The organism is Candidatus Zixiibacteriota bacterium, assembly GCA_014728145.1.
Taxonomy (GTDB): domain Bacteria; phylum Zixibacteria; class MSB-5A5; order JAABVY01; family JAABVY01; genus WJMC01.
Genome location: WJMC01000097.1, coordinates 1 through 13781 on the forward strand (window position 1 = coordinate 1; position 13781 = coordinate 13781).

The 13781-nt window shown below is 49.0% G+C and carries 15 protein-coding genes and 2 tRNA genes; 15 read left to right on the forward strand and 2 right to left on the reverse strand.

The features are described from left to right. The 12 genes from GF404_06045 to GF404_06100 form a co-directional block, all read left to right on the forward strand. Positions 1-600 (forward strand): insulinase family protein (locus GF404_06045; GenBank protein MBD3381740.1); only part of this gene is annotated, 600 nt, incomplete at its 5' end. 15 nt (positions 601-615) lie between these two features. Further along, positions 616-1482: a polysaccharide deacetylase family protein gene (locus GF404_06050; GenBank protein ID MBD3381741.1), complete on the forward strand. Its 867-nt coding sequence runs from the start codon at positions 616-618 to the stop codon at positions 1480-1482. Beyond that, a complete protein-coding gene (locus GF404_06055; GenBank protein ID MBD3381742.1) occupies positions 1482-1859 on the forward strand; it encodes a phage holin family protein in 378 nt (125 codons plus the stop codon). The genes GF404_06050 and GF404_06055 overlap by 1 nt, the downstream gene beginning before the upstream one ends. A gap of 2 nt (positions 1860-1861) precedes the next feature. Beyond that, a complete protein-coding gene (gene asnS, locus GF404_06060; protein ID MBD3381743.1) occupies positions 1862-3157 on the forward strand; it encodes an asparagine--tRNA ligase in 1296 nt (431 codons plus the stop codon). 14 nt (positions 3158-3171) lie between these two features. Continuing rightward, entirely contained in the window at positions 3172-4287 is a 1116-nt protein-coding gene (locus GF404_06065; protein MBD3381744.1) for a hypothetical protein, read from the forward strand. Positions 4288-4499: 212 nt separating this feature from the next. Next, the gene (locus tag GF404_06070) at positions 4500-5168 is read left to right on the forward strand and encodes a glycosyltransferase (GenBank protein MBD3381745.1); all 669 of its coding nucleotides are present in this window, start codon (positions 4500-4502) and stop codon (positions 5166-5168) included. 88 nt (positions 5169-5256) lie between these two features. After that, positions 5257-6000 carry a 5'/3'-nucleotidase SurE gene (surE, locus tag GF404_06075; GenBank protein ID MBD3381746.1) on the forward strand — a complete coding sequence of 248 codons (744 nt, stop codon included), beginning with the start codon at positions 5257-5259 and terminating at the stop codon, positions 5998-6000. Between the two features lie 105 nt (positions 6001-6105). Further along, positions 6106-6179, forward strand: a tRNA-Pro gene (locus GF404_06080). Between the two features lie 72 nt (positions 6180-6251). Next, on the forward strand, positions 6252-6722 hold the full coding sequence (locus tag GF404_06085; protein ID MBD3381747.1) for a TIGR00725 family protein: 471 nt from the start codon (positions 6252-6254) through the stop codon (positions 6720-6722). 5 nt (positions 6723-6727) lie between these two features. Next, positions 6728-7000 carry an acylphosphatase gene (locus GF404_06090; protein MBD3381748.1) on the forward strand — a complete coding sequence of 91 codons (273 nt, stop codon included), beginning with the start codon at positions 6728-6730 and terminating at the stop codon, positions 6998-7000. After that, complete coding sequence (locus GF404_06095; protein MBD3381749.1) at positions 7001-7531, forward strand: adenine phosphoribosyltransferase; 531 nt, start codon at positions 7001-7003, stop codon at positions 7529-7531. 78 nt (positions 7532-7609) lie between these two features. Further along, a tRNA-Arg gene (locus GF404_06100) sits at positions 7610-7683 on the forward strand. Positions 7684-7980: 297 nt separating this feature from the next. Here the strand turns inward: GF404_06100 and GF404_06105 are convergent. Next, complete coding sequence (locus GF404_06105) at positions 7981-8781, reverse strand: methyltransferase domain-containing protein (GenBank protein ID MBD3381750.1); 801 nt, start codon at positions 8779-8781, stop codon at positions 7981-7983. Next, entirely contained in the window at positions 8774-9070 is a 297-nt protein-coding gene (locus tag GF404_06110) for a DNA mismatch repair protein MutS (GenBank protein ID MBD3381751.1), read from the reverse strand. Before GF404_06110 ends, GF404_06105 begins: the two co-directional genes overlap by 8 nt. Positions 9071-9264: 194 nt before the next feature. On the opposite strand from GF404_06110, the gene GF404_06115 reads away from it, so the two are divergent. The 3 genes from GF404_06115 to GF404_06125 all read left to right on the forward strand — a co-directional run bounded on the left by GF404_06115 (position 9265) and on the right by GF404_06125 (position 13767). Then, complete coding sequence (locus GF404_06115; GenBank protein ID MBD3381752.1) at positions 9265-10701, forward strand: hypothetical protein; 1437 nt, start codon at positions 9265-9267, stop codon at positions 10699-10701. Positions 10702-10814: 113 nt separating this feature from the next. Beyond that, complete coding sequence (locus GF404_06120; GenBank protein MBD3381753.1) at positions 10815-11573, forward strand: tetratricopeptide repeat protein; 759 nt, start codon at positions 10815-10817, stop codon at positions 11571-11573. A gap of 1 nt (position 11574) precedes the next feature. After that, a complete protein-coding gene (locus GF404_06125) occupies positions 11575-13767 on the forward strand; it encodes a glycoside hydrolase (protein MBD3381754.1) in 2193 nt (730 codons plus the stop codon). Positions 13768-13781: the final 14 nt, after the last annotated feature.

The window sequence follows — 13781 nt, forward strand, 5'->3', positions numbered from 1 at the left end:
AAAAAACCGGTCAACTATAAAGCACGAAAAGTTTACAGCCGGGATATCATGCAGGCCCATATAGTTCTCGGGTGGGAAATAGTACCGTATAAAAATTACGATCGCTATCCTCTCCTGATGCTCAACAATATTCTCGGCGGTGGAATGTCCTCGCGCTTTTTTCAGGCCATCCGGGAGAAGATGGGATTAGCATACACGATCTATTCTTACCAGGATTATTACAAGGACAGCGGTATATTTGGAACTTATGTCGGCTGTGATTCTAAAAACGTTGCTCCATCTGTGAACCTTCTGCTTCACGAAGTCGATAAAATCAAGCAGAACGGGATTGACGACGCGGAGTTCACCGCTACCCGTGTACAGTTGACCGGTAACCTGATGCTGGGCCTCGAGAGCTCCACCAACCGCATGAACCGCCTGGCCCGGAATGAGCTGTATATGGGCCGTTTCTTTGGCCTCAATGAAACCCTTAAGAACCTCGAAAAAGTTCAGCGCGAAGATCTGACAAGGGTAGCTCGCAGATATCTCAATCCTGAAAACCTAACCATGGTTGTCCTGGGACCGCTCGACAAGACGGTGCTGGGGAAAATCGAATTGTAATAAGATGGCAATACTATGATCTGGCCGGTTTTCGTCATCCTGATGATAATGGTTCTGATGTTGATCGGTTACCGGATCTGGTTTTCCCGTTCGGGCTTAAGGTACTCACTGAAAAAATCCAACACGCTGATGATTCATAACGTCGCCTTCGGTTTCGACTATGCAATGAGTTCGGTGAAAAGGAAAAAGCTGGTCAGCTACCTTGATTCAGCGCAGAAGCGTGGCTTTATGTTTGGACGGATGGAAGAATGTGTTGACGAATTCGAAAACGATGAAAATGTGGCGGACAGGTTGACGGTATCTTTTGATGACGGCTATGATGATACTTATCGTTTCTTCAGGGAGATTCTCGAGCCGAGAAAGATACCCGTTACTGTTTTTGTAACAGTTGGTTTCATGGGTAAAAAAGCTGTCTGGGATTACAAGCCGAATCCTCCGGCACATATCAGCAAAGAGCAATTAAAACAGATGCTTACGACGGGCCTGGTGGAAATTGGCGGGCATTCCATGACCCATGCCGTGTTGACCCGGATTGACGACAACTCGCTCGAGCATGAAGTCGCTGACTGCAGGAAGATACTGGAGGATACGTTTTCAGTCGATGTGCGTTATTTTTCATATCCTTTCGGTAGATTTGACAGGCGTGTAATCGGTGCGGTCAAAAAGGCCGGTTACCAGGCCGGGTTTTGCGGTGTGCCGAAGGAGCTTCCCGAACAGGACAAACTGTTTGCGATTCCAAGAATACCCTTGTACCTTACTGATAATTTGTTTACATTCAATCGCAAGATCAGTCACGGTTTTCTGTCATGGATGGAGTTTTCGAAAGCACGTATGACTGAAAACATATCCGATTTGACTTTTGAGTTCAAGAGGAAACTCTGATGGTCAAATTTCTGACAAGCGTAGTAATTTATGCCGCCGCAATTTTTCTGGTGGCCTACCTGTTCGATCTGATTTCGATCGAATCACCCTCGGCCTGGATTATCGCCAGTTTCGTATTAGGAGTACTTAACGCGGTTGTCAAGCCTCTTCTGGTTCTGATAACTCTGCCATTGACCATCCTGACTTTGGGACTGTTTACCTTGATTATCAATGGTTTTATACTTTTTCTGATGTCAGCTCTCGTGTCTGGAGTCGAGATTGAATCTTTCTGGCGCGCCTTACTGGCCGCTTTTTTAATCACGATAATTTCCGCTGTTTTAAATACACTGATAACGGATAAGTACAAAATCAGGTTCCATATCCACAGGAAAGGCTGACTATGCAAGAGACTACGATTTCCAAAGCGGGAGACTTCGAGGGGCAGGATGTTACGATCAGGGGCTGGCTCTACAACAAGCGCTCCAGCGGTAAAATTCAGTTTTTGCTGGTTCGCGACGGTACCGGCCTGATGCAGTGTGTGGTCCTGAAAAAAGAGGTACCTCCCGAGGTCTTTGACCTGTATGAATCCCTGACGCAGGAATCATCTCTGGTGGTTACCGGATCGATTCGCAAGGATGACCGTGCTCCGGGTGGCTATGAGATGACTGTCTCAAATCTCGAGGTGGTCCAGATCGCCGAGGAATACCCGATTTCCAAAAAAGAACATGGCACTGATTTTTTGATGAACAACCGTCATCTCTGGTTGCGCTCCAGCCGTCAGTTCAACATCATGCGGATCAGAAACGAAATCATATATGCAATCCGCAAATTCTTTTACGATAAAGATTTTATTTTAATAGACAGTCCGATTCTGACCGGCTCGGTGGGGGAGACCGCCAGCACCCTGTTTTCGACGGATTACTTTGACATGGGCTCGGCCTACCTGGCGCAAACCGGTCAGCTGTACGCCGAGGCCGGCTGTATGGCCCATCGCAATGTTTTCTGTTTCGGGCCGACCTTCCGGGCTGAAAAATCGAAAACCCGTCGCCATCTCACTGAATTCTGGATGATCGAAGCCGAGATGGCTTACTGCGACCTCGACTGCGACCTCAAACTGCAGGAAGATATGGTCGAGTATGTCGTGCAGTGGTGTCTCGAAAAATGCCCGAAAGAATTCGAGGCGATCGAACGCGACACCGCTCCGCTCGAAAAAGTCAGGACGCCTTTTGTGCGCATGCTTTACGATGATGCGATCAAGTTTTTACAGGAGCGCGGTTCGGAAGTCAAATGGGGCGACGACCTGGGTGCTGAGGATGAAACAATCATCTCTGAAGCACACGAGAAACCGGTATTTGTCGTTAATTATCCCAAACAAGCCAAAGCATTTTACATGAAGGAAAATCCCGACAATCCCAAAACCGTTCTGTGTGCCGACCTGCTGGGCCCCGAGGGCTACGGGGAGATAATCGGCGGTTCACAGCGTGAGGATGATCTCGATAAACTGCTGGCACGGATCAAAGAAGAAAAACTGCCCGAAGATGCCTACGGATGGTATCTCGACCTGCGTCGCTACGGTTCGGTGCCTCATGCCGGTTTCGGGCTCGGAATTGAACGTACAGTGGCCTGGATCTGCGGGCTGTCGCATATTCGCGAAACTATTCCATTCCCGCGCACGATCTCAAGGCTTTACCCGTAACGGAGGAGAAATCGATGAAAAGGATAATTGCAGTTGGATTGTTGCTCACAATAGCTTTTAGCAGTCAGCTGATGGCGGTCGAGAAACTCATGTTCCTCTCCAGTGATAATGAAGTACACAGCTTATACTATTACAACCCGATCAACGGAGAGACCGAAAATGTGATCTCTTACCCGGTTAACGATGTGGTCGGTTATGATGTCACTCCTGACGGCGGATTGCTGGTATTTTCGGTCATCAACCCGGTCGAAAATGACAGGCTTTCCCTGAGACTGGAGACATCTGAATATCCCTATGAAGATGAGAATATCATCATGACCTACGCCGTTAACAGCTATGAGACTGTGCGCGGACAATACAAGATCGCGGTCGATCCGAAAGCGGAATATGTCGCCTGTGTCGATACACTGGGAACCATGTTGATCGATCTGGACCAGAATCAGAAAAAGTACATTTTTACTCACAATCCGAATGAGGATACCGTTGTCTGTGGCGGTTTCTACAATTGGGGTGGCGAATTCTCTCCCGATGGAAGTAAATTCTGTCTAAAATCTTACTGCATTGCGAACCGCCAGCGCTATGATGTCTACGACCTTGAAAACCGCAGTTATTTCAAGATCACCGATCAGTCCAATTTTACCGGTTTTGCCTGGCTTACGGATTCCGAAGGTATCCTGATCTCGTCCAATTCATGCGGGCAGACAGGAGGACTGTATGTGTCCGATCTCACTCCCGGTAACGGGCTCATAAATCTAACTGAATGCAGGCTTTCCAGCGCACGATGCAACAAGTACTTTAAGGATTTTTACAGCCGTTTTTATTATCCCCAAATGATCGACAGTGACCGCCTGCTGGTTTTTGCCGCCGGTCACAAAATCGATGGTATACCGCTTCAGGACGTGATAATAATTGATCAGGAAGAGCAGGTGATCACGCAGGTCTTTTCCGGGGAAGTTGTGGAGATGAAGATGTCGCCTTCCGGTCGCTACCTGGCGGCGGTCATCAATCCCTGTCGGTTGAAGTCCGAGGGGAGTTTGTTTATCTACGATTTCAGGACAAATCATGGTGAATATGTCAATCAGGAAGATATGACCTGCTCGCAGTTGAACTGGGTCGATCTGCCATATTGACGTCTTCTGCTGTCGCAGTTCAACTCTGTTCATGATTAACTTATATAGTATTATTGATGGCATCTGAGCTGTTTTTCAGGACTATCTAAGGAATGGCTTTAATGGTTGTAAGTTCTTATAATAGAGCCTATTATGAGTTTTAGCCAGAGTCGTTTTATTAATGATAATATACTGTTGTATAGGCGGTCGTGCATATATGTATGGCGATATAGATGAGAGTGCTGGTAGTCATTCCGGCCTACAAGGCGGCCGATAGCCTGCCGGAACTGGTAGAGCGCATTGCAGTTCATACGAACCTGAGCGATGTTTTGATTGTCGAGGATGGTTCACCGGATGACACCTTCGCGGTCGCTAAGAAAACCGGCGCTAAAGTTATTCGACATGAAGTTAACCAGGGTAAAGGTGGCGCGCTGAAAACCGGTTTTGAGTATGCCTTGAGGGAAAGCTACGACGGTGTAGTCACGATCGACGCCGATCTGCAACATGATCCCGACCTGCTCCCGGACTTCAAGAAGATGGCGGAAACTGATGGTGTTCATCTGATTATCGGCACGCGCGAACGCAACCTCCACAATATGCCGTTCGCACGCTTCATGACCAATCATATAACTTCCCTGATCATATCCTGTTTTTCTGGCAGATTTGTACGCGATTCGCAGTCGGGGTATCGATATATCTCCGCGCGGGCCCTGCGCAGAATCCGGCTGGAGTCGACCCGTTACGATCTCGAATCCGAGTTTTTGTTCAAGTCGGGCCGGGCTGGTTACACTGTCCGCGAGTTAACAATACCGACGATCTACACTGATTCCGCCAGCTATATCAATCCCCTGGTCGATACCGGCCGGTTCATCAAGCTGATGTTCAAATCTCTTTTCTGGTAGTTCTAACTTCTTGACAAGCAGGCCAAAGCGACTAAATTAGCATAATTAATCTGAGAGGGGAGATGCTTTGCCCAATAAAAATGACCGCTTGATTCTGGTAACCAACGACGATGGTATCCATGCCCGCGGACTTCAAGCCCTGGCACGTCAGTTGAAACGCCTGGGCGAAGTGCTGGTGGTTGCGCCAGACCGGGAGCAATCGGCCTCGTCGCATTCTCTGACTTTGACACGACCGCTGAGAATCACTAAGGTCGATGATAGTCGATTCGCGGTCGATGGCACACCTACCGACTCTGTAATGGTAGCGATGCATGGATTACTTAAGGGCAGGATGCCGGACATTCTGATATCCGGGATCAACCACGGTCCCAATATGGGCGATGACGTGACCTACTCCGGAACTGTCGCGGCGGCGATTGAGGGCTCCCTGCTGGGGATTCCTTCGATCGCGGCTTCCCTGACAGACTGGGATGCCGAAGAATTCAAACCGGCTGCCAGGGCAGTCAGTAAAGTGGCGCGCTGGGTACTTAAAAACGGGCTCCCGCAGTTTTCTTTTCTGAATGTAAATATCCCCTTTCTGGGAGATAAGCCCTTCAAGGGAGTGAAGATCACCCGTCTGGGACGGCGTACGTACAACGATGTAATAGTTGAAAAGACCGATCCGCGTGGAAAAAACTACTACTGGATTGCCGGTGAACCGGAATGGATGGATGTCGATGGTTCAGATTTCTCCGCGGTCTCACGGGGTATGGTTTCGGTATCGCCCCTGAAGGTGGACATGACCGACACCAGGCTTCATGAAAAACTCAGGGATATCAATATAAAGCTATAGTAATTATTGGATTAGTTAGCCTGAGCGAACTTTGATCAGCGCTTACGGCACAAAATCTATTGACAAAACCATAATTTTGTTTAAACTTGGATGGTCAAAATAAATCGGGGCGTGGCTCAGCTTGGTAGAGCACTTGGTTCGGGACTAAGGGGTCGCTGGTTCAAATCCAGTCGCCCCGATTTTTAAGACTGCGGGAAGCATACCCGGGGGCAAGTTTAAAGGAGGGATAAAAGACAGGGAGTTAACCGCTCATGCCATCTGCCAGCCGTAAACCGTTTATCGGTGTGATCGGCGCCGGCCAATGCAATAGTGAAATAACGACAAAAGCGTTTGAACTGGGCCAGGAAATTGCCCGTTCCGGTGCAATCTTAGTCTGCGGCGGTCTGGGCGGAGTGATGCGGGCGGTTTCAAAAGGAGCCCGGGCAGAAGGCGGTGTTACGATCGGTGTCATTCCCGGAGATAGTAAAGAGGACGCCAACGAGTATATCGACTATCCGATTTGTACCGGCATGGGGCAGGCACGCAACCTGGTAATTATAAATACGGCCGATGTCCTGATCGCTGTGGCGGGACAATACGGTACCCTCTCGGAAATCGGATTTGCACGCAAATCGGGAAAGCCGGTGATCTCATTGGGTAGCTGGGAAATCGATGACAGCATAGTCAGGGCGGAAAACGCAAAGGAGGCAGTACAATTAGCGCTTCAGGCAATTCAGGGGTAGACAACATGGTGGCCGCGAAGGTGATCATATCCGGCCATGTCCAGGGGGTCGGCTTTCGCTACTTTACCACTGACACCGCAAAGCAGTTTCCGGTCAGCGGTTATGTCCGTAACCTGGCAACCGGCGATGTCGAGGTCGTTGTCGAAGGGGATAAAACAGCGGTGGCGGAGTTTCTTAAGGAATTGAAGTCCGGGCCCCGTTATTCCAGTATCAGCAATTTCCAGATCGAATGGCAGACTTACGAAAATAAATATGACTCCTTCAATGTGAGATTTTAGATGAATATCGACGACTTAAAAGATCGAATCAGGAGCATTCCGAATTTCCCCAAACCGGGCGTGGTGTTTCGCGATATTACCACTCTTCTCAGCGATGCGGAGGCATTTCGCAAGGTAATCGATATCTTCAGCGAACATTTCAAGGACAAGAGTATCACCAAGGTTGTCGCGATCGAATCGCGCGGATTTATCTTCGGCGGAGCCCTGGCCTACAATATGAACGCCGCCTTTGTGCCGGTACGCAAGCTTGGCAAGCTTCCGGGCGAGACGATCAAAAAAGAGTATGAGCTCGAGTATGGGGTGGACTCTCTGGAGATGCACAAGGACGCGGTTCGAGCAGGCGATAATGTTCTGGTGATCGATGATCTCCTGGCGACCGGCGGGACCCTGTCGGCTACCTGCGGACTGGTCGAGAAGCTGGGTGCCAATATCGTTGGGATCGCGGTTCTGATCGAACTCACTTTCCTGAAAGGGCAGGAGCCGTTTTCGCGCTATGATTACCTGCCTTTGATCAAGTACAGCACCGAATAATTTCGCCCGAATCCGATAGTATTCCGCGTTAAATTCGATTGACGATTTGTCTATAACAGTTTAGTTTCTGTAAATGATGCCCCCGTAGCTCAGCAGGATAGAGCATCGGTTTCCTAAACCGAGTGTCGCGCGTTCGAGTCGCGCCGGGGGTATTTTTGTTTGAGGTGATCTATGTGCGCGCGCGTTTGCCCCTGGTAGCGGGCCTGTTTCTTCGACAATATCTTCAGACGACTGATCCATAACCCCAAAAAGATGCTGGGTCCGTATATTCGTGAGGGGATGACCGTGGCTGATTTTTGAGACTATGGTCGCGGATGCCGAAAACCCCTGGCTTAAAACTATTAGACCGCCCGAAGGTTCGAGCCAGTATCACTGCGGTTTTTAAAGTACAGGCCTGAGTTCACAGTTAGATACCCACAACCCTGAAAGGGATGGGCCATCCGGGCTGATTATTTCTTCCGCGCTAAAAAAATCATCTCGCTCGGGTATTTATCGCCAAACGGTGTGAAATCGTAGTCGGCATAGATCGCCTCGATCTCATAACCGCATCGCGCCAGAAGATGCTCGGCCTCGTAGCGAAACAGATACTTTAATTTCAGGTTCTGCAGAAGTCGCTCGCTCTGGCCGGCGGGATAAGTCAAGTCATAGACCAGGTCGCTTTCCACGATCTGGCGGTTAAAATCGACCGCGCGATTATATGAGGTCCGGACCACATGGGTACCATCGGGAAGGTCGAGTTCGGCTCGAAACTCATTCATCTGGCTGTCTTTATCCATTAGAAGAAACGGCAAATACGGGTTAAAAAGGTCCAGTACCAGCAGGCCCTGGTCTCCGAGGTGATTGCGAATACATTCCAGGCAGGAGATCTGCCTGTCGCGAGTGGTCAGCGCCTGAAACGACCTGAACGGGATCGTCACCAGCCTGAACCGGCGGTCTAACTCGAAGTTGCTCATATCTCCACGGACATAATCGATGCGATCTCGAATTTCCGATAACTCGCTGTCGAGCTTACGTTTCAATTCCGAGAGCATATTCGAAGACAGGTCCAGGCCGGTAACATGATAACCATCCCGGGCGAGCGGAATCATAACCCGGCCGGTCCCGCATCCCAGCTCCAGAATCGGTCCACCCTCTTTACCGGCGACCTTACTGTAGAAATTAATATCTTCCCGGGTCCGATGGAACTCGATATGGTCATAGCTTTGGGCGAAAAAGGGATGCTGTTCGTAACCGCCTGAAAGATCACTCATCAGTCTTCTCCCGTTTCAGGTTTACCAGTGTCGCGCCCCAGGATGAGGAAGACCCGCTGTCGAGTTTGAACTCCTCGACCCGGCTGTCCCTGCGCAGTACCGCGTGGACAGTCTCTCGCAAGGCTCCGGTGCCCTTGCCGTGGATTATGCGTACCTGGTAGATCCCCCGTTCGAGGCAGGCCTCGATATAGTCGGGGACCAGTGATTTCACCTCTTTGGGCGAAAATGTGTGCAGGTCGAGAATGCCGTCGATTGGAAATTCAACTGGATCTTCGGAAAAATCGCTCATTTCGGCTCCTTAATCGTTACGTACGGATATCTCCCAAAATAAGCATTTTTTGATACTGAACAAAGTCCAATATATTTCGTCGTACTAATGATTTAAACTAAAATAAAAGCATAAAAAGGATTTGACACAAATTCTTAATGATTCTATATTTGAGACTTGAAATTTTTTGACTGCTACAAGGAGGATTACATTAGATGAATAATCGTCTAACATTATTTTTGGTGATACTGGGAGTATTGATCACGGGACAGCTTTCGGCTCAGTATTCTGGTGAAATAATGCTTACTGATTTGAATTTTCTGGGAAGTGGAGCACGTGCCCGGGCTATGGGAGGAGCTTTCATGGGTGTGTCCGACGATGCTTCCGCTTTGTCCTGGAACCCTGCCGGTTTGATGCAGGTGATGACTCCACAGGTATCGTTTGCCATGGATTACTTTGGTCCCACTGCTAAGTATGACCTGAGCTATGCAAACAATTCCAATCGCGACGCTGTCGACGAGTTGTCGGCAGACCGTTACCCGCTTTCTTTTGCATCGTTTACCTCACCGCTTCGCGTTAAGGGGCAACCCATTGTGGCATCCGTAATGTACAGCAGTGTGGCTTACGATCTCGACAACTTCATGCTCAACATAGACGGCAATCTCGAATTGGATGATACCGAACTGGACACTGCCTTCAACTACCTCGAGAACTATGATTCGAGACTGAATAAATTCCGGCTCGGTTTCGGTACCAATGTCTGGAAATACCTGAATTTTGGTGCTGCGATAGACATCTACTGGGGATCTGCACACTACGATGAACGGATGAGCTATTCTTATTCTTTTCTCGATCCTGACGAAGGTCATCCGGTAGTTATCGACTATGTTCGCGGCGTGGCCGACACAATCGACTTTTCGGGTATGAATTTTGTGGGAAGCTTCATGTGGGATGATGATAAGTACAACCTCGGCCTGGTAATTAAAACGCCGTTTTACCTGAGCCAGGAACATGTCCAGCACACCAACGATACTATCTGGGAAAATGACCTCATCCGGGTCGATCCCGGTTTGATCGATGAACTCCAGAAAGAAAAAATCAAGGTACCGCTCGGTATCGGAGTAGGCGGTTCCTATAATGTTAACGAGAACTTTTTACTGGCCGGCGATTTCGAATGGCGCAGGTATGGTTCGTCCGATATCCGTTTCCACTACGATTCGGTTCTGTCCAATGGCGAAGTGGAAGAGAACTATTTTGAATCCAGCCTGCCGACTAAAAATGCCTATGCAATCCGGATGGGCGCGGAGTATAAATTCGATTTAAGCTGGGCGACTATCCCTGTCCGGGCCGGTTTTCGATACGAGACTTTTGGATGGCTCCAGGAAGAGGATATCCGCTATGAACTCGGATCAGAAGCAACCGAAGATCAGGACTCGATCTATAACTATTACTCAGGCAGTGACCAGCTGACGGGCTACACACTTTCACTGGGTACCGGATTCGAGTGGGAACTGATCAAGCTCGGATTTGCATTCGAGTACGAAGCCCGGGACAAGGATGTAAGCGGAACGGATGCTTACGGTCCGTTTGAAGCCACCTCGGAGTATCGTGGACCGCGTTTGATAGTTAATTTTACTGGACTTTTTAAATAGTATATCGTATGATTTCAGGGCGAAACCGCAAAACCAGGTTTCGCCTTTTTGATCTTTTTAGTTCAGCTTTTGGCTGTTTTTATCGATATCGCGTGTATAGGGAGAAATAAAGCATGGCCAGATTAACCAAACGGCAGATTAAAGAAGATAAGTTCGTTACCGGACTTCTCAAGTCCCAGCAGTACTTCAATGAAAACCGCAGTAAGATATTGATCGGTGTCGGCGCTCTTCTGGTCTTGGCAATCGTGGTGGTCCTGTTCGTCAGCAATTCCCGTTCCGCCGCTGTGGAAGCCGAAAATGACTATGGCAGTGCTACGGTCTATGTGCGGGAATTTTTCGATAGTTTTGAGCGCGATATGAATCAGGATGGTATTCCCGACGGCGATATCGACAGCTCGATGGTGCTCTTGACTAATGCCAAACTCGAATTCGAGAGGTTGGTCAAGCAACATGGTGGAACCAAACCGGCCGCTTTCGCGACTTTCTACCTCGGTTCGATCGCGTTTAAACTGGGTGAGTATGGCGATGCCGAGGAGCACTGGAACCGTTTTTTGAAAAAATATGAAATCAATCCCCAGTTCGAGGCGGCCGCAAAAATGGGTATTGCCTCCTGTCGCGAATCACTTCGTGATTTCGAAAATGCAGGGGAGATGTATTTGAAAACAGCTGAGGAGTATCCCGATTCTCCGCAGAGATCGGAAATGCTTTACAAGGCGTCGATAAATTTCGCTAAAGCGGGGCTTGCGGAACAGGCCAAAAAGGCCTATGACCTGCTTGCGGAACTGCCGCAGTCCGGGGGGAATCTGCGTAAGGCGGAACAGTTCCTGTACGAGAAAAAAGTTTTAGACCCATATTCCTTCGATAACAATTAATATGAGTGACAAGGCAGGTTGCCTGAAGGTCGTCTTTTTATGGCACATGCATCAGCCATATTACAAGGACTACCATTCAGGTGAGTATCAACTGCCCTGGGTACGTCTCCACGGGCTCAAAGATTACCTCGACATGGCCGCCATCCTGGATGATTTTCCGGGTATCAAACAGACATTCAACTACGTACCTTCGCTTATCAGGCAGGTTCAGGATTACACCGAAAATGGTGCTGTCGATTCGCACCTGAGGCTCTCCCGCAAGAAAGTCGATGAGCTCAGTGAAGCTGACAAACTGGAGATCCTCAAGACATTTTTCTCGGCTAATTATGCCACCATGATTCAGCCTTTTCCGGAGTATGACCGGTTGTATAAAATCATGCAGGCCTATAAATCTGACCTTTCCCAGGCTGTCAATAAACTGACAGAGCAGGAGTATTTTGACCTGACGGTACTTTCGAATCTGGCCTGGATCGATCCCTCCTTTCGCCATGAGCAAAAGATCAAGGACCTTTACAGTAAGAAAAAGAATTACACCTATGAAGAACGCGACAAACTGCTCGAGTTTCAGCTCGAAATCCTGCGCCGGATAATCCCCAAACATAAAGAGATCCAGGACCGCGGGCAGATCGAGGTCTCATTTTCACCCTACTATCATCCGATTCTTCCGCTTTTGATCGATACGGACCTGGCCAAAGAATCGATGCCCCGCGTCCAGCTCCCGAAGCACCGTTTTACTCATCCGGAGGATGCCCGGGCGCAGATCTCAAAATCCAAAGAAATGTACAGTCAGCTTTTCGACCGGCAATTGCGCGGGATGTGGCCTTCAGAGGGAAGTGTGGCGGAAAAACTTTTGCCGATTATGGCAGAGAACGATATTCGCTGGATTGCCACCGACGAGGAGATCTTCTATAATTCGCTCAAACATTCTCAGCTCAGTGAAGAATCACAGCATCTCAGTCCCAATTTCCATAGACCTTACAAGCTCTCCCGCAACTTCGGTGAGGTCGGCATAATCTTCAGGGATCACAGGCTCTCGGATCGGATAGGCTTTGTCTACTCCACCTGGGATGCCGACAAAGCGGCGATAGATCTTGTCAACCACCTGGCCTCGATTCGGACACTGATGCAACCCTCCGAGATTTCCGAGCATGTCATCCCGATTATCCTTGATGGTGAAAATGCCTGGGAGTATTATAAAAACGACGGGCAGGATTTTTTGCATTGCCTCTATAAACTGCTCTCAACCGACCAGCGCTTTCAGACTGTGACCGTTTCCGAACTGTTTGATGAAGTTGAAAAACCTCGGAATATCCCTTACCTGTTTGCCGGCTCATGGATCGGCCACAATTTTAAGATCTGGATCGGCCATGAGGAGGATAATCGCGCCTGGGATCTGCTCTCCATGACCCGCAACGCGCTGGTTGATTTCAGCGAGAGGAATCCCGATTTCGATCCGGACAAGCTGGCTGAAGCATGGGAGGAGATATATATTGCAGAAGGCTCTGACTGGTGCTGGTGGTACGGCGATGAGCATTCTTCCAACGAGGACGATTTATTTGACCAGATATTCCGCAGTCACCTTATGGCAGTTTACTCGATAATCGATGAGGATCCGCCGCGCGAGCTTCTGCAACCGATCAGGAGTCGTGAGGGAGAGGCTTCGATAATTCAGCCCTCGAATTTCTTCTCCGCTAAAATCGACGGGGAGGTGACACATTTTTACGAATGGTACGATGCCGGCTCATTCAACTGCCGCAAGGCTTCCTCGACCATGCATCGGGTCTCGAACATCGTCGAGGAGATATTTTTCGGCTTCGATAATGATAACCTGTACTATCGTCTCGACCTGATTATGCCGGCCTCTGACGAAGCGTTGGAGGATTATGAGTTCGAACTGGAAATTCATACAATAAACTCTTATCGCCTCAGGCTGAGCCAGGATAAGATCGAATTCGCCATTCGCCAGGCGGATAAAGATAAGTATACCCCGCTCGAGTTCGGGGGGCAGGTGTTTTTTAAAAATATTGTTGAACTTTCGATTCCCAGGACGCAAATTGAGTTCGATAAGGATTTTGAAGTCAATCTGCGTGTGCGGGTATCCAAGGATAATCAGGCTGTCGAAACCTGGCCCGCCATGAATCTGATCAAATACCAGGCCCCCACTGAAGATAAATCGATCTTCTGGCAGGTCTGATAGCAAAACAGGGA

Bases quoted from the DNA above. Each gene is read 5' to 3' on its own strand.
- GF404_06125 (MBD3381754.1), top strand. From the start codon at position 11,575: ATGAGTGACAAGGCAGGTTGCCTGAAGGTCGTCTTTTTATGGCACATG.
- GF404_06105 (MBD3381750.1), bottom strand. From the start codon at position 8,781: ATGAGTGATCTTTCAGGCGGTTACGAACAGCATCCCTTTTTCGCCCAA.
- GF404_06070 (MBD3381745.1), top strand. From the start codon at position 4,500: ATGAGAGTGCTGGTAGTCATTCCGGCCTACAAGGCGGCCGATAGCCTG.
- GF404_06120 (MBD3381753.1), top strand. From the start codon at position 10,815: ATGGCCAGATTAACCAAACGGCAGATTAAAGAAGATAAGTTCGTTACC.
- GF404_06095 (MBD3381749.1), top strand. From the start codon at position 7,001: ATGAATATCGACGACTTAAAAGATCGAATCAGGAGCATTCCGAATTTC.
- GF404_06050 (MBD3381741.1), top strand. From the start codon at position 616: ATGATCTGGCCGGTTTTCGTCATCCTGATGATAATGGTTCTGATGTTG.
- GF404_06055 (MBD3381742.1), top strand. From the start codon at position 1,482: ATGGTCAAATTTCTGACAAGCGTAGTAATTTATGCCGCCGCAATTTTT.
- GF404_06115 (MBD3381752.1), top strand. From the start codon at position 9,265: ATGAATAATCGTCTAACATTATTTTTGGTGATACTGGGAGTATTGATC.
- GF404_06065 (MBD3381744.1), top strand. From the start codon at position 3,172: ATGAAAAGGATAATTGCAGTTGGATTGTTGCTCACAATAGCTTTTAGC.
- GF404_06090 (MBD3381748.1), top strand. From the start codon at position 6,728: ATGGTGGCCGCGAAGGTGATCATATCCGGCCATGTCCAGGGGGTCGGC.
- asnS (MBD3381743.1), top strand. From the start codon at position 1,862: ATGCAAGAGACTACGATTTCCAAAGCGGGAGACTTCGAGGGGCAGGAT.
- GF404_06110 (MBD3381751.1), bottom strand. From the start codon at position 9,070: ATGAGCGATTTTTCCGAAGATCCAGTTGAATTTCCAATCGACGGCATT.
- GF404_06085 (MBD3381747.1), top strand. From the start codon at position 6,252: ATGCCATCTGCCAGCCGTAAACCGTTTATCGGTGTGATCGGCGCCGGC.